At 70.0% G+C, this 19563-nt stretch carries 18 protein-coding genes; 5 read left to right on the top strand and 13 right to left on the bottom strand.

Annotated elements, in window-relative coordinates:
* Positions 1 to 3 precede the first annotated feature (3 nt).
* Positions 4 to 489, bottom strand: a complete 486-nt coding sequence (locus N5875_RS03750; RefSeq protein ID WP_338491803.1) for a TrkA C-terminal domain-containing protein — start codon at positions 487 to 489, stop codon at positions 4 to 6.
* 189 nt (positions 490 to 678) lie between these two features.
* Here N5875_RS03750 and N5875_RS03745 point away from each other — a divergent pair, with 189 nt between their 5' ends.
* The 3 genes from N5875_RS03745 to N5875_RS03735 are packed head-to-tail and all read left to right on the top strand — an operon-like array spanning position 679 to position 2506.
* Positions 679 to 1074 carry a hypothetical protein gene (locus tag N5875_RS03745; RefSeq protein WP_338491802.1) on the top strand — a complete coding sequence of 132 codons (396 nt, stop codon included), beginning with the start codon at positions 679 to 681 and terminating at the stop codon, positions 1072 to 1074.
* 12 nt (positions 1075 to 1086) lie between these two features.
* Positions 1087 to 1569, top strand: a complete 483-nt coding sequence (locus N5875_RS03740; protein ID WP_338499078.1) for a DHHA1 domain-containing protein — start codon at positions 1087 to 1089, stop codon at positions 1567 to 1569.
* 52 nt (positions 1570 to 1621) lie between these two features.
* Positions 1622 to 2506, top strand: a complete 885-nt coding sequence (locus N5875_RS03735) for a DUF5655 domain-containing protein (protein ID WP_338491800.1) — start codon at positions 1622 to 1624, stop codon at positions 2504 to 2506.
* 73 nt (positions 2507 to 2579) lie between these two features.
* On the opposite strand, the gene N5875_RS03730 is transcribed toward N5875_RS03735, so the two are convergent.
* The 9 genes from N5875_RS03730 to N5875_RS03690 all read right to left on the bottom strand — a co-directional run bounded on the left by N5875_RS03730 (position 2580) and on the right by N5875_RS03690 (position 10331).
* Entirely contained in the window at positions 2580 to 2996 is a 417-nt protein-coding gene (locus N5875_RS03730; protein WP_338491799.1) for a TIGR03618 family F420-dependent PPOX class oxidoreductase, read from the bottom strand.
* A 114-nt stretch (positions 2997 to 3110) separates the two neighbouring features.
* On the bottom strand, positions 3111 to 3341 hold the full coding sequence (locus N5875_RS03725; protein ID WP_338491798.1) for a hypothetical protein: 231 nt from the start codon (positions 3339 to 3341) through the stop codon (positions 3111 to 3113).
* Positions 3338 to 4006: a hypothetical protein gene (locus tag N5875_RS03720; protein ID WP_338491796.1), complete on the bottom strand. Its 669-nt coding sequence runs from the start codon at positions 4004 to 4006 to the stop codon at positions 3338 to 3340. Before N5875_RS03720 ends, N5875_RS03725 begins: the two co-directional genes overlap by 4 nt.
* A gap of 89 nt (positions 4007 to 4095) precedes the next feature.
* Positions 4096 to 4260 (bottom strand): hypothetical protein, encoded by a 165-nt coding sequence (locus tag N5875_RS03715; protein ID WP_338491794.1) that lies wholly within the window; start codon positions 4258 to 4260, stop codon positions 4096 to 4098.
* A 39-nt stretch (positions 4261 to 4299) separates the two neighbouring features.
* Positions 4300 to 4749: a hypothetical protein gene (locus N5875_RS03710; RefSeq protein WP_338491793.1), complete on the bottom strand. Its 450-nt coding sequence runs from the start codon at positions 4747 to 4749 to the stop codon at positions 4300 to 4302.
* Entirely contained in the window at positions 4736 to 5983 is a 1248-nt protein-coding gene (locus tag N5875_RS03705) for a cation:proton antiporter (protein ID WP_338491792.1), read from the bottom strand. The genes N5875_RS03710 and N5875_RS03705 overlap by 14 nt, the downstream gene beginning before the upstream one ends.
* A 690-nt stretch (positions 5984 to 6673) precedes the next feature.
* Positions 6674 to 7000 carry a hypothetical protein gene (locus N5875_RS03700; RefSeq protein ID WP_338491790.1) on the bottom strand — a complete coding sequence of 109 codons (327 nt, stop codon included), beginning with the start codon at positions 6998 to 7000 and terminating at the stop codon, positions 6674 to 6676.
* A 267-nt stretch (positions 7001 to 7267) separates the two neighbouring features.
* Entirely contained in the window at positions 7268 to 8566 is a 1299-nt protein-coding gene (gene nhaA / locus N5875_RS03695) for a Na+/H+ antiporter NhaA (protein ID WP_338491789.1), read from the bottom strand.
* Between the two features lie 229 nt (positions 8567 to 8795).
* A complete protein-coding gene (locus tag N5875_RS03690; protein ID WP_338491787.1) occupies positions 8796 to 10331 on the bottom strand; it encodes an alanine/glycine:cation symporter family protein in 1536 nt (511 codons plus the stop codon).
* A gap of 450 nt (positions 10332 to 10781) precedes the next feature.
* On the opposite strand from N5875_RS03690, the gene htpX reads away from it, so the two are divergent.
* Both htpX and N5875_RS03680 read left to right on the top strand, forming a co-directional pair.
* Positions 10782 to 11693 (top strand): zinc metalloprotease HtpX, encoded by a 912-nt coding sequence (gene htpX, locus N5875_RS03685; protein WP_338491785.1) that lies wholly within the window; start codon positions 10782 to 10784, stop codon positions 11691 to 11693.
* Positions 11694 to 11723: 30 nt separating this feature from the next.
* The gene (locus N5875_RS03680; RefSeq protein ID WP_338491783.1) at positions 11724 to 12323 is read left to right on the top strand and encodes a hypothetical protein; all 600 of its coding nucleotides are present in this window, start codon (positions 11724 to 11726) and stop codon (positions 12321 to 12323) included.
* A gap of 34 nt (positions 12324 to 12357) precedes the next feature.
* Here the strand turns inward: N5875_RS03680 and N5875_RS03675 are convergent, their stop codons facing one another.
* The 3 genes from N5875_RS03675 to N5875_RS03665 all read right to left on the bottom strand — a co-directional run bounded on the left by N5875_RS03675 (position 12358) and on the right by N5875_RS03665 (position 19537).
* The gene (locus N5875_RS03675; protein ID WP_338491782.1) at positions 12358 to 12582 is read right to left on the bottom strand and encodes a hypothetical protein; all 225 of its coding nucleotides are present in this window, start codon (positions 12580 to 12582) and stop codon (positions 12358 to 12360) included.
* A gap of 13 nt (positions 12583 to 12595) precedes the next feature.
* Complete coding sequence (locus tag N5875_RS03670) at positions 12596 to 17434, bottom strand: DNA repair ATPase (RefSeq protein WP_338491780.1); 4839 nt, start codon at positions 17432 to 17434, stop codon at positions 12596 to 12598.
* Positions 17435 to 17533: 99 nt separating this feature from the next.
* Positions 17534 to 19537: a flotillin family protein gene (locus N5875_RS03665; RefSeq protein WP_338491779.1), complete on the bottom strand. Its 2004-nt coding sequence runs from the start codon at positions 19535 to 19537 to the stop codon at positions 17534 to 17536.
* Positions 19538 to 19563 lie beyond the last annotated feature (26 nt).

The following is a 19563-nucleotide window of genomic DNA, read 5'->3' as shown; positions in this document are numbered from 1 at the left end:
ACCTCACTCCCGGCCGAGGATCGCCGCGGCGGCCTCGACGCCCTCGCGCGTGCCGATCACGATGAGGGTGTCCCCGCCCGCGAGCCGGAAGTCCGGGGTCGGCGAAGGTATCGCCCCGGCCCGCCGAAGCACGGCGACGACGGACGCCCCAGTCTCCGTGCGCATCCGGGTCTCGCCCAGGACACGCCCGTTCCAGTACGCATGCGCGGAGAGTTCGATTCGCTCGGCGACCAGCCCCAGATCCGTGGTCGACAGCAGGCTGGAGCTGTGGTGCGCCGGCATCAGGACGTCGATCAGCGCCTCCGCCTCCCCAGCCGTCAGCTTCGCCGACAGGGCGCACTCGTCGGGATCGTCCCTGCGATAGGCGTTCAGCGTCCGGCTGCCGTCGCGATGCGCGATCACCGACAGACGACGGTGATCGCGCGTGGTCAGGTCGTACCGGACCCCGATCCCCGGAAGCGGAGTGCTGCTTGTACGTGGAACCGGCATGGAAAGCCCCAGAGAGTTCGTCGAAACGGACAGTGGCGGGAACGCGGTCCCTGCTCAGCGCAACCCTTCTGGCGGACGAATGCACCCTATTGCCCATGAACTACGCACCCTGCGTGCCCCGTTACAGTGACGGCGGCATCAATTCGGTTCGACCGCAAGGGAGCGGGGACCGTGCGAAGGAGGCTCTGCATGCTCGAATGGAAGCCGATCAGCTCCGGCGTCCGTCCCGTGCCCACCCCGGCCGCGACGTCCATCGTCTGGACCGTCGCAGCCGTCACCGCCTTCACCCTGGTCACCGCCTTCAACCTCCTCGACGGACAGGGCGACCCCACTCTCGACCTGGCGGCTCTCTCCGTCATCGTCGCCCTGCTCAGCACGGGAGCGCGACTCACCGCAGCGCCCGGAACAGCCTTCCTGTGCTGGCTCGTCCTCAACGCCTTCGCCACGGCCCCCATCGGCGTGATCACCTGGGAGGCTCCCTACGACCTCGGTCGACTCGTCTGCCTCCTGTCCGCGGCCGGCGCGGGAACCGCCCTCGCACAGCTCAACCACGCCCGGGCCGCCTACCGTCGGCTGACGCCATAGTCGGCACCCACGATTTGCTATGGGCTTGGCCTGGACGGGCTATGTGGTCGGCGGCGAGGGCGGCCAGCCAGCCGCCTCCGCGAGGCCGAACTGCGAGCCCGCGCCCAGCAGCTCGCCGCCTCCGCCCGCGCTGTCACCGGCGGCCGGATCGTCACCGAGAGGGTGACCGGACTCGGCCCGGACGAACTCCGCACGCTGGCCCGCAACACCGCCGACCTCCTCGACGCCGGCCACGCCGTCGTCGTCCTCGGCACCGAGCACAACGGCAAGGTCCTCCTCGCCTCTGCGGTCATCAGCCGCCTCCACGAGACAGGCACCCAGGCAAGCCAGATCCTCACCTCCGCTGCCCGCGCCGTCGGAGGCGGAGCCGGCGGCAAGGGCCCCGTGGCCAGCGCCGGCAGGCGCCGCACCGAAGCCCTCGACGAGGCCCTCACCATCGCCGCCCAGGTGGGAGGTGGCCCACGGCCGGCAAGTCCTGCGACTTCCTGGAAGTAAGTTCGATACCTCCGTGGTTGACGTCCGCCCACACTGGGTGCGCGGAAGGTCGGTGCCGGAACTGAGGCTCTACAACACGAATGGCGGCGTGACCGAGGTCATGCCGCGGCTTGCCGGGGCGGAGGCTGAGGTACAGCGCCTCGTCGAGGCGAACATGGAGGCGCTGCTCGGGGTCCGGTTCCTGGCGTCCGAGTACAGCACGGGGTCAATCCACGCGGGCCGGATCAACTCTCTGGGCATCGACGAGAACGGCGCACCCGTCGTCGTCGAGTACGAGCGCGGCACAGATCCCGGCGTGATCCACCAGGGCCTGTTCTACCTGAGCTGGCTCTTGGACCACCGGGCCGAGTTCGCGCACCTGGTACGCGACCGGCTCGGGGCGACGGCCGCGGCCCAGGTGCTCTGGAGCGGGCCCCGTCTGATCTGCGTCGCCGGCGACTTCACCCGCTACGACGTCCACGCCATACGCGAGCACCGGCGCAGCATCGACCTGGTCCGCTACCGCTTCTTCGGCAGGGACCTCATCGGCCTTGAGGCCGTGGCGACGGCCACAGGGCGGACGCCGCAGGGCAGACGGGAGCGGCACACCGGGCTGGCACAGCCGATGCGCGCAGGGCGCGAAGGGATCGCGGCGCTGGCGGCAGCTGCAGACGAGGTCCTGCTCGGCCTCGGCGACGGGATCACCAAGGTGCAGCGCAAGACGTACTGCGCCTACCAGCGGCTGCGGAACTTCGCGACGATCTGCCCGCCCCAGCGGACCAAGGTCCTGGTCTACCTCTCGCTCGACCCGGCCGAGGTCGACCTCGTCCCCGACTTCACCAGGAACGTGAAGGGCCTCGGCCACCACGGAACGGGCGACCTGGAGGTACGGCTGCGCACCGAGCGGGACCTGGAGCGCGCCCAGGAGCTGTTCCGCGCCAGCTACGCAGCAGCGTGAAACGCCAGCGGCCTGCGACTGCGCCAACGGCATTGGAAGTCGCTCGCGCAGGTCGGAAAGCGACCGGGAAAGGTCACCAGCCGGAAGGCTTCGCGGTCCCCATCGCCCGAGTGACGGTGATCTCGATGACGACCCGGTTCGGGTTGACCCGCGGAGGCTTGTAGCGCTCGGTGTACCGACGTTCGGCCTCGGCGACGGATTCAGGGTCGTCCTTCACGACCGCTGTGCCCTCCAAGGTGCACCAGCGCCGCCCGTCGACTTGACCCACCGCGGCAAGAGCCCCAGGGCCGGCCGCGCGGATGTTGCGCACCTTCTTGCTGCCGCCGTCGCTGATCACCCGGGCGATCCCGGTCTCCGGGTCATATGTGACGCCGACCGGCACGAGGTGAGGAGTGCCGTCTGGGCGCTGGGTGGTCAGCAAGCACACCCGGCGCTCCTGCCAGAAGGCGTCACCCTCGGCGAGCGGCAGCCCGATGACAAGAGCCCGCACGACCTTGACCTGGGATGAGCTGCGTCAGCCCTGCCAGCACCGGATCGGGTAAGAGAGCTCGGGGTGCCGCTCCCTCGACCGATCGCTCAAACATCGATGACACACACCTGCTGATCACGGCGTACTTGAGGGGAAGGGCCAAGGGGCCTGAGACGCGGGCGGGCTCCACGTGGGAGACGCGGGTGGTGCGAACGGGCCAGCTCGGTTCTCCATGAGGATGATCATGACGATGGCGAAGACGCTGCTGGCGACGATCAGGGCCAGGCCGATCGGGTTGTTCGGGTTGTAGACGTAGCGGCTGGTGCCCCACTTGCTCTTCTTGAAGACGGGTTCGTCGTCGTTCATCGCAACGGGCTCCTTGTCGTGAGGGGGCGTGCGTGGGCACCCCGGTGACGGCCGGACTGCCATTGCAGGTACCAGCGGACGAGCGGGACCATGGCGCACCAGGCCAACACCTCGGCGGCTGGCCCGAGGTCGAGCAGGTCGACGAGAAAGAGGGCCGGCAGTGCGCATAGCGCGGAGCCGAAGGCCCATTTCGCCCGGACCACGAGAACGGCGGGCAGACCGTCCCTGGCCCACGTGCCGGCGCGAGTGAGCGCGGTGCCTCCGGTGTGGAGGAGGAAGGCACCCGCGGAGATCAGGGCAAGGACGATGGTGGTGATGAACACCGCCCCGCCTTCGGGTGTGTCTGCTGTCCCCTGGACGGTTCCGTCGTGGGCCACGGCGACGGTGTAGTCGCGCCACAGGGTGAGGTTGACCTCGTCACCTGGGTTGAGGTGCTTCAGGAGCGGTCCTTCGCTGCCCATGTCGATCTCCTCGGGCAGCCCGGCATCCTCCAGTAGGCGGAGGGTGAACTCCTCATACTTCGCCTCCTCCCTGATGACGACACCGGCGACGCGCGCCGAGCGGCTGTGGATGCAGTTCTCCGTCGGCGCGGGGGCGGCATTCGGGCAGGCCGTCGCCTGGAGATACAAGTGCTCGTCCTCAAGCGTGTCCGATATGACGGCCACGCCGGATGCCACGATCAGGAGGACGACGAGGCCCAGAAGGGCAGCAAGGGCTCCCCAAGTCCTGTGCCAGAGCGTCCGGCGCCGCAGACTCATGACGTGGTCGCCCGACGCTCGGCAAACCAGCCGAAGGCGCAGCTGAAGATGGCGCTCCAGCAGAGGGGGGCTCCGAAGTCCTTGCTGTCGGTGACGGTGCCGACCGTGCCCTGGAGGAGCCCTGGAAGGACGAGGGTGGTGGCGCGGCGCTTGGTGTTCATGGTCCCCCGGGGCGGCGTCTCGTACGGCTGTCGGGCTGGTCAGAGGTAGTGCTGGAGCAGGGTGGCCGCGTCGACGGTGCCGAACAGGTGTGGCTTGTCGTCGTCGTAGTCGACGACCAGGACGACGGTGCTTCCGGTTTGGTCCATGAGTGAGGCCATCTGGATCGGCGACGCGTCAGGACTGACGACGGCGGGACTGGTCAGACGTGTGGGCAGCACGTCGCCGAGCCGGAGCGAGGCTGCCCGCGCCCGTACGTCGTCATCGAGCGAATCGCCCACAACGGCTGCGAGGAGGGAGTCCTTCCGTACGGCCTCGGGCAGGGCCGCGGCCAGTACCCGTGCTGCGGGCACCGCCGTGAGGGGGTGTCCGTCCTCGCTCACGACGACGAGTACCGGGGAGCGTTCGCGGACCAGGAGCTGGGCCGCTTCACGCAGGGTGACATCCAGGCGGACCGGAGTGCAGGGCCAGGTCAGATCACGTGCGCGCATGGGGAAGTGCCTTGTCCCTCGGGGTGTCGTCGGGGTGTGCGTGGGCCGCGGCCCCGGTGTCGACGAGGTCGTCGACGTGGAAGAGGCGGGCGATGGGGACGTCGGTGCTGCTGTGGGCGATGATCGAGAAGGCGATGCAGACGGCGATGAGGGTGTACGCCTCGTGGCCCTGGGGGATGCCGGCCTGGAGGACGAGGAGGCCGTAGACGACGGAGGCGAAGCCCTTGGGGCCGAACCAGGCGGCGACCAGCTTCTCGCGGCGGTCGATGCGGGTTCCCCACAGGGACAGCAGGAGTGATCCGGGCCGGATGAGCACGATGGCGAGGACCACGGCCACGTAGCCACCGATGGAGAGGTCGCCGAAGAGCTGCGGGGTGAGGAGGGCGCCGAACACCAGCAGGGCGGCGAACTTGGCGAGTTCGGCCAGCGACTCGCCCAGCGGCTCGAACGAGTGCTTCGACTCGGGGGAGTTCGCGGCGAGGACCGCGCCGGCGGAGAAGGCGGCGAGGTAGGGGTTGGCGTGGGTGAGGTGGCATGCGGCGTAGAGGATGATCCCGGTGGCCAGGGGAAGGAGCGGCTGGAGTTTGGGCTCGGCGCCCAGGAGCCGGAAGCGTACGAGGCCGTTGACGAGCAGGGGCAGCAGGACGCCGAGGGCGAGTCCGAGGCCCAGTTCCAGGGCGATCGTCGCGAAGGACGCCTCCGAGCCGGCCGCGGTGGGCCCGGCGGCGGCGATGAGGATGAGGACCACGGGCAGGGCGAGGCCGTCGTTGATGCCGCTCTCGACGTTGAGGAGTTCCCTCAGGCGGGCCGGGACTTCCTTGCGGCCCACGATGGCGGAGGCGAACACCGGGTCGGTCGGCGCGAGGACGGCGCCGACGAGGAACGAGGTCGTCCAGTCCAGGCCGACGAGGTAGTGCGTGATCAGCGCCATCCCGACGCACGCGAGCGGCATGCCCATGCCGAGGGCGCGGGCGGGGTTGCGCCAGTTGGTCCGCAGCTTGGCGAAGGACACGTGCATGCCGTCGGTGAACAGCACGGCGAACAGGGCGAGGTCGGCGGTGACCGCCACGATCTCGCTCTCGGGTGTGATGTGGATCAGTCCGAGGAAGCCGTCGCTGACCAGCGCACCGCCCACGAGGAAGAGCAGCGAGGTCGACAGAACGGTGCGGGCGGCGAGCCCGGACAGCAGGACCGCGACAAGCAGTGCGGCTCCGAAGACGGCAACGAGCACCATGGCGGAAATCCCCCGATCGGCAGAAAAGACATGTGTCCCTTGTTCGCCGACCAGGCTTCCCGGCACTCCGTCACGGACCTTACACGTTCCATACGCGGCATTGACAGGTCCTTGACGCGCAACCAAACCCCGCGCATCTTGCCGGAACTCGGCAGCCCTGGCGTGGCCGCTGGCCCTTGGTCGAGGGGCGGGTGCACGCTCCGGCGCGTATCGTCCGCAGCAGGTGCGCCGGGAAGGCTGGTCGGCAACTGCCGACGCCTGCCCTGGAGCGCTCATGCCACCGATGTCACCGGCCGAACGGCTCCGACGCGGCTCGCGCGCACTGCTGCGTCGGTTCCACCCTCGTCGAGAACTCCTCGTCATCCACCTCAAGGGCGACCTCGGTGCCGACACGGCCAGGGACACCAGTCGTGTCCTGCGCGCGGCTCTGCGTGAAGAGCCGAAGGTCCTTGAGGTGGACGTGTCTCGTGTGACGCATCTCAGTCCGGACGGCGCACTGCCTTTGCTCCTCGCAGCCAGGGGAGCCCGTGGCCAGGGGACCCGGTTCAGGGTTACGCACGCCCAGGGGCAGGTGCGGGTGGTGATGCGCAGGCTGGGCCTGGAGCGCTGCCTGTCGGATGTGGACTCGGCCGGATAGCCGTGGGCGGGTGGGCATCGAGGCGCCGCGTCCGCGTCGGGGAGGGGTCGTCGCTACCCGGGCGGTCGACGCGTTGTCTCCTCGTGGCGCCGCGAGCCGGCCAGGGAGGTCCAGACCACGATTCCGACGGCGACGAGCAGGAGCAGTGGCCCGGCCGTGATCCGCAGCGGGAGCAGTTCGTCAGCCGGCACTCTGGCCAGGCCGAGGAGTGCGGGCGTAAGGCTCGCGCCGTAGATCATGGAGGCCGCCAAGCCCCGGGCCTTCGCGACGCGTGTGCTCATGGCGGGTGCCCAGCGCGGCGTCCATCCCCTCAGCGAGGCCACTGCCAGGGGGACGAACACGAGCGTCGACATCACGATCCACAGGACCTGAAACGTCATGTCACCTGCCTCTACCGAAGATTCGAGCTGTCAGGAGACCGGCGAGCACGGCCCACGGGGCGGCTGGCGGTCCGGCTTGCGCCCAGCCCACGGTGCCGAGGACCAGGGCCGTTGCCGCGCCGGTGGCCAGGACCCGCCGTTGCCGGAGGACGGACCACTCGCGTCGAGCGCTCCCCGGTTCCCTTAATTCGCGAACGGCGGTGCGAATGACCAGGATGGCGACCACGACAGCTGTGCCGAGGAGCGCGTGTCCCGCGTCCCCCAGGGTCACCTGTCGCTGCCCGCTGACTCCGTCCGGTAGATGTCGGGGATGCCGTCTGCGTCCTCGTCGCGTTCCTCCTCTTCCCACAGGCGCCGGTAGATGCGGTTGCGGCGGCGTAGCAGTACGGCCGCGAGGACCGCGGCGATCAGTGAGCCGACGAGGACGGCCGCCTTGACGTGCTCGCCTTCGGCTGGGTCAGGGAAGGCGAGTTCGCCGATCAGGAGGGCGACGGTGAAGCCGATGCCGGCCAGGGTGGCGAGGCCCAATACGTCGGCCCAGGCGAGTTCGGGGTTGAGCTGGGCTCGTGTGAAGCGGGCGGCGAGGTAGGTGCCGAGGAAGATGCCGAGGATCTTGCCGGCGACGAGGCCGATGACGACGCCGAGGGGCTCTGGGTCGGTGAAGACGTGGCCGAGGGCGCTGCCGGAGATGGCGACGCCGGCGGCGAACAGTGCGAACAACGGGACCGCGACACCGGCGGAGAAGGGGTGGACGAGGTGCGAGACCCGGGCTGCCGGGGGCTGCTCCTCGCCCTTGTCGCGGGTTGTGCGCAGGATGAGGCCGATGGCGACGCCGGCGACGGTGGCGTGGACACCGGAGTTGTACATCAGCGCCCAGGTCGCGACGCCGAGCGGCACGTACCACCACCAGCCGCGCACCCGGAAGCGCTGGAGTGCGTAGAAGAGTACGAGCCCGGCGAACGCACCGGCCAGGGCCCAGAAGTTCAGGTCCGAGGTGAAGAAGATCGCGATGATCAGGATGGCGCCGAGGTCGTCGACGACAGCGAGGGTCAGCAGGAACGCCCGCAGGGCGGACGGCAGGTGCGTGCTGATGACAGCAAGTACCGCGAGCGCGAAGGCGATGTCCGTGGCCATCGGTACGGCCCAGCCGTCCAGGCTTCCGCCCCCGGCCGCGGCGGTGAGCGCGTAGAGGGCGGCCGGTACGGCCATGCCGCAAACGGCGGCGATGACCGGCAGGGCGGCCGTGGCAGGGGTGCGCAGTTCACCGACGACGAGCTCGCGTTTCAGCTCGATGCCGGCGACCAGGAAGAACACCGCGAGGAGCCCGTCGGCGGTCCAGTGCGCGACCGACAGGTCCAGGCCGAGGGCGGGGATGCCGAAGTGGAAGTCGCGTACGGACTCGTACGCCGCGCTCCACGGGCTGTTGGCCCAGGCGAGCGCGACGACGGCCGCGGCGAGGAGGACCAGGCCGCCGACCGTCTCCGTGCGCAGGGCTTCGGCGACGGCTTGGCGCTCGGGCCAGGGCAGCAGGCCGAAGATCACTTTGCGGGGACGTGACTGCGTCATGGGGCGGGCCTCCGGGGCACGTCGACAAATGGGCACACGGGCCCTCGGACGCCGACCAGACTTCCCGGCACACCAGCGTCATCCCTTGACGCGTTGTTTACACCCTATCGGGCGCGCGGGAGCCTCACCAGGCGTCTCTCACCTGCTGGAACAAGGGTGAAGGGCCCTGTCCCCACCAAGGCGCGAGGTGAGGTCAGGGCCCTTCGGGAGCCGGGCCGCCGGGGGGCGGTCAGACGGTGGTCTTCACCGGCTCCTGGTCGGTGTCCTCGTCCGTGTCGAGGCCGGCGTCGCGCCTCTTCACGAAGGCGAGGAAGGAGTTCAGCTCCCGCTTGACGACCGGGGCGAGGAGGTAGAGGCCGATGATGTTGATGACGGCGAGCATGAAGAGCACCGCGTCGGCCATGTCGATCAGGGTCTGCAGGGTCAGCAGCGAGCCGGCCACCGCGAACAGGGTGTAGAGAACCTTGAAGGTCAGCTCGCTGGTCCGGGAGCGGCCGAACAGGTGCGTCCACGCCTTCATGCAGTAGTAGCCCCAGGTCAGCACCGTGGAGATGGCGAACAGCATGACCGCGATGGTCAGGATGTACGGGAACCAGGGCAGGACCGTCGCGAAGGCGTCGGAGGTGATCGTCACGCCGCCGATGGACTCGCCGGCGCGGGCCTCGGCCCAGCTGGCGGGGTTGGCGATGACGATGGTCAGGGCGGTCATGGTGCAGATGACGACCGTGTCGATGAACGGCTCGAGCAGGGCGACCAGGCCCTCGCTCGCGGGGTGCTTGGTCTTCACGGCCGAGTGGGCGATCGGGGCGGAGCCGAGGCCGGCCTCGTTGGAGAACGCGGCCCGCTTGAAGCCGATGATCAGCGCGCCGAGGACACCGCCGGCGACGCCCTGGGGGTTGAAGGCACCTTCGATGATCGTGGAGATCGCGGTCGGGACGGCGGAGACGTTGACCAGGATGACGACCAGGCAGGCGGCGATGTAGATGCCGGCCATGGCGGGCACGAGCTTGCTGGTGACGGAGGCGATGGAGCGGATGCCGCCGAGGAGCACGATGCCGACGAGGGCGGCGATGAGGATGCCGAAGAACAGGGCGCCCGCGGAGCCGCCCATCAGACCGCTCTCGCCGCCGGTGACGGAGACGAGCTGGGCGTAGGACTGGTTGACCTGGAAGAGGTTGCCGCCGAAGAGGCCGAAGAACAGGACCATGAAGGAGGCGAGGACGGCGAGGACCTTGCCGAGGGTCTTGCCGTTCTTGCCGAAGCGGTCGGCGAGGCCCTTGGGCAGGTAGTGCATGGGGCCGCCGGAGACGGTGCCGTCGGCGTGCACCTCGCGGTACTTCACGCCGAGGGTGACCTCGACGAACTTGGTGGCCATGCCGAGCAGGCCACACAGGATCATCCAGAACGTGGCGCCGGGGCCGCCGATGGAGACGGCGACGGCCACACCGGCGATGTTGCCGAGGCCCACGGTGCCGGAGACGGCGGCGGTCAGCGCCTGGAAGTGGTTGACCTCACCGGCCGACCCCTTCTCGTCGTACTTGCCCCGCACCACGTTCACGGCGAGCTTGAACTTGCGCAGCTGCACGAAGCCGAACCAGCCGGTGAAGACCAGGCCGGCGACGACGAGCCAGGCCACGATCAGCGGAAGGGCCGTACCCCCGACGGGGACGGAGTAGAAGACGATCTCGCCCAGCCATTTGGCTATGGGCTCGAAGAAGCCGCTGACGGCGTCGTCCACGGACTGGGTGAGGGAATCGAGCGACACGGTGGGAAACCTCGATGGCGCAGGACTGGCGCGCGGGAGGCTGCGCCAGTGGATGTGCGGGCTTTGAGCGAACGCCGTTGTCCGATCGGCGACCGGAGGGTCGACGTACGCGGACGCGGAGCGTGATCACCTTGGTCGTGCTGCCGGTGCGTGCCGGCGCTGCGCAGAATTGGCGAGGGGTGGTGCCACCTGCGAAGTTGCGCATTCCTACCACGGCACCGGCCTCATGGCGTGTGGCGCATGTCACATTACGTACGGTGATCTTCCAAAAGGCCAGCATCCGTGACGCGACCGTTATCCGGACAGCGGTGTCTGTTCACAGTGCATTTATGTCCGCAGGCCAGGGGCGTACGGAGCTACGCACATGTTCACCGCCCCAAGGGGCACACCCAAGGGGGCACACTGGCAGCAAGGCACGTGCAGCGGTTCTCTGCCTGGAGGGTGATACGGATGCCCGTCGCCCGGTCACATTCGCACTATGTCCCGGATCGGGGACTCACCACCCGCATGGTCACGACGATGTTCCTGATCGGGCTGCTCTACGTCGTCTTCGTCGGCGTCCTGCTGGTTCTCCTCCGGGGCTCGTGGCCCATCATCCTGCTGATCGCGGGCGGGCTGTTCATCGCGCAGTTCTGGTTCAGCGACCGGATCGCGGCCCTCGGCATGGGGGCCCGTGAGGTCACCCCCGAGCAGGCGCCCGAGCTGCACGGCGCCGTGGACCGTATCTGCGCACTCGCGGACATGCCCAAGCCGCGGGTCGCGATCGCCGACAGCGATGTCCCGAACGCCTTCGCCACCGGCCGCAGCGAGAAGACCGCCCTGGTCTGCGCCACCACCGGGCTGCTGCGGCGCCTGGAACCGGAGGAGCTGGAGGGAGTCCTCGCGCACGAGCTGTCGCACGTCGCGCACCGCGATGTCGCGGTGATGACCATCGCGTCGTTCCTCGGCGTCCTCTCCGGCGTCATGGTGCGCGTCGCGCTCTACAGCGGACTGGGCCGCAGCCGTGACAGCAACACCGCCATCGCCGTGATCCTGGTGCCGGTGGTCAGCGCCGTCGTGTACGTGATCAGCTTCCTGCTCACCCGGCTGCTGTCCCGCTACCGCGAACTGTCCGCCGACCGCGCCGCCGCGATGCTCACCGGCCGCCCGTCCGCGCTCGCCGCCGCACTCACCAAGGTGACCGGCGAGATGGCGCGGATCCCGACCCGGGACCTGCGGAAGGCCGAGCCGTTCAACGCCTTCTGGTTCGCGCCCGCGTTCTCCTCCCGGGAGAGCCTGAGCCGGCTGTTCTCCTCGCACCCGACGCTCGAACAGCGCCTCGACCAGCTGGGCCGCATCTCGGCGCAGCTCGGTCGCCCCTGAGCCGTACGCAAACGGAGCGGAGGTCTCACGGTGGGACTCCTCGACGCGATCCTCGGCCGCAGCAAACCGGTACGCCCCGACCTCGACCAGCTCTTCGGCCTGCCGTCCGCCGCGATCACCCTCCAGGCGGGCGCCGGGTTCGTCCCGACCGGCCGCGGCTCGGTGTGCTTCGCCGGAGTCGAGGGCGGCACCTTCGCCACGCTGCGGGAGGAGGTACGGGACCTGCTCGACGCGGACACCCAGCGGGGCGGCATACCGGTCGAGTTCAGCCGGGACACGTACGGATACACCTGGCTCCTGGCCCGGCACCCCGCGGATGACACGGCCTCCCTGGTCAACGACCTGCACGCCGTCAACACCCTCCTCCAGGACGGCGGCTTCGGACCTCAGCTTCTCTGCTCCCTGATCGGCTTCCGCGAGGCGGCGGGAGAGCGGGTCCTGGCACTGGTCTACCTCTACAAACGAGGCACGTTCTACCCGTTCGCGCCGCTGCCCGACGGCACCGAGAAGCGAGACAACGCGCTCGAACTCCAGATCAGGGCCCTGCTCACCGACGACCTGCGGATCGAACCCGACCTGGCCCGCTGGTTCCCGGTCTGGGGCTCGCCGGGCCTCGGTGGCGCGCAGTGAGGCGGCGAACCCGAATCTCCCTCTGGCCGACGAATCATTTCCGGAGCCGGTAGAGCTGGAGGTCGCGGTTCACGAACAGGTGGACGTATCCGCACGACCAACAGATCAGGCCGGTCGCAGACTCGTTGGCCCATGCCAGGTTGAAGAGCTCCATCCCGGTGCTGTTGAGCTTCACCTCCCGCTCGCGAAACGTGTCGTTGTCGCACATGAGGCAACGGATCTCGACGCCCCCGATCGCTGCGTGCACGGGTTTGGCCATGGCAGGTCCCCTCCTACTCGGATCCTTCGGTCGGCCGGGCCGCGTGCCGTGCCGACGGGCGGGCGAGCAGGTGTCGCGGATCCGCGGCTCGCGTGATCGCCGTCTCGACGGCCGTGATGCGGTCGGCGAGCAGGCCGAGGGCGGCCACCGCCCGGGCCAGCGGGTCGTCACCGGAGCCGCCGAGCGCCTGGGCACGCGTGTACGCGGCGGTCACCTCGCCCCAGCGGACGGCCTGCGCCGCCGTGAAGGTGCCGCGCAGCGCGGCGAGCTTGAGGAGGTTGGCCTCCGCTTCGGCGGTGAGGGTCTGGGCTTCGGCGGTGTAGTGGTCGTCGATGACGGCGGCGAGTTCGGCGTCGTTCATGGCGGGTGAGATGCGGGCCGCGATCTTGTTCATGTTCCGGTACGAGCCCTGGAGCCGGAAGGGTGGTTCGGTGCGGGCGTCGTCGGACTGGGCGGCGGAGGCGATGTACGCCTCGTTGACCGCGAGGACGGTCGCGCGGGCGGTCAGCAGGTGGCGCAGGACGGCGAGGACGCCGTCGAGTTCGGCGGGGGCGTAGGCGTGGGTGAGCCGGTCGCGTCGTGCGGTCGGGTCGCCTGCCGCGAGCCGGGTCAGGATCTCGAGGTCGGCGCGGTCGCGGCCGGCGAGCGAGGCGAGGACCGGGTGGGAGGTGAGGGCGTTCTCGACGAAGCTCAGCGCGAAGGCGTCCTCCTTGCCGGTCAGCACGTCGCCGAGGTTCCACACGTCGGCCCGGTTGGCGAGCATGTCCGGCACGCGGAAGACCTGCCCTGACTCGGTGTAGGGATTGCCGGCCATGCAGACCGCGAACCGCTTGCCACGCAGGTCGTGGCCGTTCAGGGTGCGGGTCGCGTCGCAGAGCGGGATGAACTTCTGCAGGAACTCCGGAGAGGTGTGCTGGATGTCGTCCAGGTACAGCAGGACGTTGTTGCCCGCCGCAAGGGCGAAGGCGATCTTCTCCAGTTCCCGGCGGGCGGCGGCGTCGGGCGCCTCGGCGGGGTCGAGGGAGGTCGTGTCCTGTCCGAGGGCCGGCCCGTCGACTTTGACGAGCAGCAGGCCGAGTCGGTCGGCGACGTACTCGATCAGTGTGGTCTTGCCGTAGCCGGGCGGGGACAGGAGCAGCAGCAGGCCGTGGGAGTCGGTGCGCTTGGTGTCTCCGGCGGCGCCGAGCTGTTTGGCGAGGTTGTCGCCGATCAAAGGAAGGTAGACCTCGTCGACGAGGCGGTTGCGGACGAAGGAGGACATGACGTGGGGCCGGTACTCGTTTACGCGGAGCCGGGCGCGCTCGGTGGCGACGAGCTCCGCCCGCTGTCGCTGGTAGGCGCGGAAGGCGGGCACGTCCTGGTGGGCGAAGGCCCGTGTCCTGGCCAGGAAGTCGTCGAGGCGGAGCTCCAGCGTCCGTCCCTCCACGCGCCGGTGGGTGCCCAGGAGGCCCGTGACCACTGCCGTGGTCGGGGCGCCCACCTCGTAGCGGTCGAGTCCAGGGCACAGCTCGACGGCGACGGCCTCGGCGAGCACGCCGCCGTCGAGCCGCTCGCCGGACGCCGACGCGTAGGCGGTGAGCCAGGCCTCGACGAGCTGCCGCCGTGCGCCCGGCTCCGTGAGGACGGCGAGGGCGTCGTCGTACGCGGCGGTGCCGACGGTGCGGCGGAACTTGTCCAGCAGGGCCCGCGCCGCGTCCGAGAGGGCGAAGCCCGGCGGACCGGACGCGAGTTCGTCGACGAGGTACTCGGCAGCCGTCGCGTCGCCGATCGCGTCCGCCAGCTCCCGCCGGAGTCCGTCGACGGCCGAGGCGGAGCCGAAGATGTCACGGGCCTGGGCCAGTGCGACCGCGCGGTGGTTCCACTGGGCGCGGGCCTCGGCGGTCGTGGAATGGGCCCAGAAGGTCTGGGCGGCCGCGCGCGCGGTCCCTGGGTAGCCCAGCAGTCCGGCATCTTCGCTCAGCCCCAGTACCGCTTCCAGAATCAGCGCCGCGTCGTGGTCGTGAACGCCGCGCTCGTAGCCCTCGTCGTAGGCGGCCTCGGCCGCCCGCCGTGCGAGTTCGGCGAGGTCCGCGCCGGCCAGGCCGTCCGCGCCGTGCTCGGCCAGGAGGCGTGCGGCCAGGTGCTCGGAGCGGTAGACCTCCGGAGACTCGGACGGCAGCGTCCGCTCCCAGTACGGTCGGGTCGCGGCGAATTCGGGGTCGGTGACGGGGGAGCGGTAGTCGGTTCCCGTCAGCGCGAAGGCGAGGGTGTCCTCGTACGGTACGAGCGTCAGCTCGGGGGCCTGCCGGGTGACGGCGAAGTGGTGCCGGCCGAGGCGGATCGTGTCGCCGCCGTCGGAGAAGAGGTCGGTACGGTCCCGCAGTGCGCGGCCGGCCTCCTGGCGGGCTGCTCCGAGCCGGCCGTCGAGTTCCTCCGCCCGGACCTGGTCGCCGAGTTCCCGCAGCTCCGCCGCGGTCCGCCGGACCCTGGCGACCATCGGGTCGGAGGCGAAGTACGTGTGCACCTCGTCGCGGTCGCCGAGGGTCGAGGCGCGCCGGGCGATCGCCTCCAGTACCCGGCTCGCCGACTCGGCGAGGCGCTCCGCGCGGCGGGCGCGGGTGTCCTGGAGGGACTGCTTGCGTGCCGTGAAGGCGTCGTAGATCTCCGTCCGCTTCTCGGCGATGGTGGCCAGGAAGCCGTCGTGCTCGGAGAAGCGGGACTCCAGGTTCTCCAGTTGGAGCAGCAGGCGGCCGAGCTGGTCGTCGCAGCGCTCCGGGGTGTCCGACGCCGCCAGAGCACCGGCGACGGCCTGGCCCAGCAGGGCGATCTCCGCCGCGAACTCGGCCCGGCCCTCTTGGTCGAGGAGTTCGGCACGGCGGGAGGCGAGGACGGCACGGGCGCGGTTGAGCGCGCCCAGGACATCGGCTATCCGCTCCAGGATGGAGGTGCGGACGGTCGCGTCGCCGATGTCGAGGCCGGCGATGATCTCGCTGAGCGTCCGCAGGCCGAGCGTATACGCGTCGATCGCCTCGCCGACTGAGACTGCCTCAGCCACGGTGGTCAGCGCCCCGGCCTCGGAGGCGAGCCGCTCGGCCTCCGTATGGTGGCCGGTGAAGGCGTCCTCGCGTTGGAGGAAGCCGACGGCCCGCTGCGCGGCCGAGGCGATGTCGGCCTCGACCTCCTCGGCGAGGGCGTCGATGCGGTCCATGTCCGCGTAGCGCATCTCCTTCAGGGTCACCAAGTGGCCTTGTGCCTGGCGGAGTTCGGTGATCCGGGAGATCCATTCCTCCGCCGTGGCCGGTGCTTCGCCGCGGATGCGCCGTACCAGCCGGGTGATCTGCTGGGCGGACTCCGCCAGTGCCTCGGCCGCCTGCCGGGTGAGTGTCGTCACGGTCTCGAACTCGCCGAGGACCTGCGCGGCGGTGCCCCGCAGCTCGGCCAGCGGGCCGTGCAGATCTCCGGTCTCCGGGTCGCCCAGCCAGTGGTGGATGTCGGCCGCACGCTCGCAGGCGGCGACCAGCGACGCGTACACCGCACCGGCGGGCGTCAGCTCGGTGGCGCGGCGGGCGATCGACAGGCAGTCGGAGATGCCGCGGACGAGGTCCGCGTTGCCGATGCGGGCCAGCGGCCCCTCGCCCTGGGGAGCCGTGTGGGTGTCGGCCACGTACGGTGTCCGCCAGATCTGCACCGGGTGCACCCGACCGGGTTCCCCGTCGTCCGCACGCAGGACGACCATCGTGCCGTCGTCGAGGAGCGCGTAGCCGCGGCAGGGGACGGGGGTGGCGATCTCCTTGCGGATCAGGTTGTACGGGAGGAGAAGGCTTCGGCGCCCCTCCTGGGTGTGGAAGACGAAGAGGATGTCCTCGCCGTTGGGTGACCGGACCGCCCGCTCGAACGCCAGCCCGGCCGCGTCCGTGTCGAAGGTCTTCACCGTGCCGGAGGCCAGGCAGTACCCGCCGGGGAACACGATCCCCTCGTCGTCGGGCAGCCGCAGGCATGCCTGCCCGATGCCGTCGAGCCTGACCACGGTCCCCGCCAGGGTGTTGAACACGAGATACCGCCGGGTCTCCTCCTTGTACGGGCGGACCCGCATGAGGAGCAGGGCGCCCACGCTCGCGTACGCGACCTCGGCGTCGGCCAGGGACTGCAGGGGCTCGTCGACCGGCTCGGCGTAGACGCCTTCCGCCTTCTCGGTGTCGTTCTTCGTCTTCACCGTCAGCGCCCCGCCGACCGTGGAGACGAAGACGCGGCCGTCGAGCGAGATGTGCGGGTGCCGGCCCAGTACCTGGTCGTCGCGCGTCGTCTCCACCCAGTCGACGTCGTGCGAGGGAGGGAAGACGTGGTCGCGCTCACCTTGGGCGTCGAGGAACCGAGTCTCGCCCGACGGGCCGACGGACCAGCGCAGGACGCGCAGGTCGTCGGCCTGCTCCCCGGTCCGGAAGACCGCGAGCAGCCGGCCCTCCACACGGCGCAGCCGCAGCAGGCGCGTGCCCCGGAAGTAGCGGTGCAGGGCCGTGAACTCCCGCACGAACTCCGGGTCGTCGAGGAGGCCGGGAACCGCGCCCTCGGGCAGCGGGTTCATCTCGCGGTCGTACAGCGTGAAGACATCGGGGACCGAGGTCTCGGCCTGCCGCAGGGAGGTCGTGTGGCGGCCGAGGAGCAGGGCGTCGGCGCCGATGGCGACGATGTCCCGGGGCAGGCCGTTGCGTTCGGTGCGGATGCGGTCGGTGCCCGTGAGGGTCAGCTCGCCCGAACCGAACTCCGCGATCCGGGCCTGGTTGAGGGTCTCGGTGCGTCGAGCCAGCTCGCCGGCCTGCGCCGTGAGGCGGTCGCGCAGCACCGCGTAGGTGTCCCGGTCGATTCCGGCGCTCATCTCGTTCTGCTCCTTGTACCGTGGTGGATGCGAGTCCGGTGCCGGTAACTCCCCCGTTTTCCGGCACCGGACCCTTTTTGACCGCTCCCCCGTGGGCGGTCAGCCCTTGGCGGCGCCGTTCAGCGCCTCGGTGCCGGCCGGGGCCGCCACGTCCAGGACCCCGGACTTCATGACCTTGGCCAGTAGTGCGGACACGCTGAGGTTCTGCACGTCGGCGGTGGACAGCGAGCCGAGCACCTTGGTCAGGTCCTCGGTGAAGGCGCCCGAGCCGTTCAGCCAAGGGCCGGCGAGCGTCTGCGCGGTCCGGCTGTGGTCCATGAACCCGTCGACGGACTTTCCGAGGGCGATCGACTGGACCAGGCGGTCGAGGAAGACCGACTCCCCGCCGACGATGCTGATGTCGGCGTGCTCCAGACCGGTCGCCAGCACGGTGGCCTGCGCCTCGGCGACCTGGCGCTGCACGTCGAGCCCGGCGAGCCGGATCTCCTTCTCCGCCTCCAGGCGCAGCCGGTACTCCTCGTGAGTACGGGACGCCTCGTCGAACGCGGCCACGGCGATCGCCTTCTGGTTGAGCCCCTCGGCCTCCGCCTTCAGCTTCTCGCCGATCGCGGTGGCCTCGGCGAGCGCCTTGGCCCGCAGGCCCTCGGCCTCGGCACGCAGCCGTGCCTCGGTGGCGTCCGCCTCGGCGCGGCCAGTCTTCTCGATCGCGTCGGCTTCCTTCTCCCGTACCTGCGCGGCGGCGAGTCCTTCGGCCGCCGCCTCCGCCTGGACACCCTCCGCAAGGCGGATCTTGGCACGGGCCTCCATGTCGGCCGCCTTGTTCCGGGCCTCCGCGAGGGTCAGCTCCTCCGCCGCCCGGTGGACGGCGGCCTGCTCGGCCGCCTCGGCGGCCTTGATGTCCTTGACCAGCCTCTCCTGCGCCTCGGCCTCGGCGGCGATGACGACGGCCTGCCGGGTCCGCTCGGCCTCCTCGACCGTACGCAGTCGCTTGATGGACTCCTCCTGCTCGGCGACCGTCCTGTCCACCGCGATCCGCTCGCGGATCACCTCGGCGATGTCCCGGCGCTCCGCCTCGACCTCCTTCTCGGCGGAGATTCGGGTCAGCTCGGTCTCCCGGTCCCGGGCGATGACCTCCAGAAGCCGGTCCTTCTCGATCCGCTCGTTCTCCACCGCGATGACCCGTTCGCGGTTCTTCTGCGCGACCGCGACCTCACGGGCCTGGTTCTCGCGCTGGATCCCGAGCTGTTCCTCCGTCTTGAGGAACGCGCTCTGCGCGCGCAGCCGCTCCTCCTCCATGACGCGGGCGGTCTCGGCCTCCTCCCGGGCCCGTACGGTGTCGATCTCGCGCTTCTGCTTGATCTCGGCGTCGGCCTGGCGCCGCTCCAGCTCCAGGATGGCTTCGCGGGCGTCGACGTTCTGCCGGGTGATCTCCTTCTGCTCGTGCTGCCGCAGCTCGTTGGTGCGGACGTTCTCGACCGCCGTCAGCTCGGTGATCTTGCGGATGCCCTGGGCGTCGAGGATGTTGCCGGCGTCGAGCTGGGCGAGAGGCGTCTGCTCCAGGTAGTCGATCGCCGCGTCCTCCAGGCTGTAGCCGTTGAGGTCGATCCCGATGATCTCGATGATCCGGAACCGCAACTCCTCGCGCTTGGTGTATAGATCGGTGAAGTCCAGCTGCTTTCCGACCGTCTTGAGCGCCTCGGAGAACTTGGCGTTGAACAGCTCCTGCAGTGTCTCCTTGTCGCTGGCGCGGGCGGTGCCGATGGCCTGGGCGACCTTGATGACGTCCTCGACCGTCTTGTTGACCCGGACGAAGAACGAGATCCGGATGTCGGCGCGGATGTTGTCCCGGCAGATCAGGCCGTCCCTGCCTGTCCGGGAGATCTCGATGGTCTTCACCGAGATGTCCATGACCTCGGCCTTGTGCAGCACGGGCAGGACGACCTGCCCGGTGAAGGTGACGTCGACCTTCCGCATCTTGGAGACGATCAGCGCCTTGCCCTGCTCCACCTTGCGGAACAGCCGGCTGACCGCGAACAGCAGCGTGACGGTGATGAGCAGGACAACGGCGACGAGCACGCCGATGCCCAGGGTGATGGCATCCATGAGAAACCCCGTGTCGATGGAAGTAG

Origin of the sequence: Streptomyces sp. SJL17-4, assembly GCF_036826855.1 — a bacterium.
Classification (GTDB): Bacteria; Actinomycetota; Actinomycetes; order Streptomycetales; family Streptomycetaceae; genus Streptomyces.
Note: the sequence above shows the minus strand (reverse complement) of the source record. Positions and strands in the feature narration are given on the sequence as shown.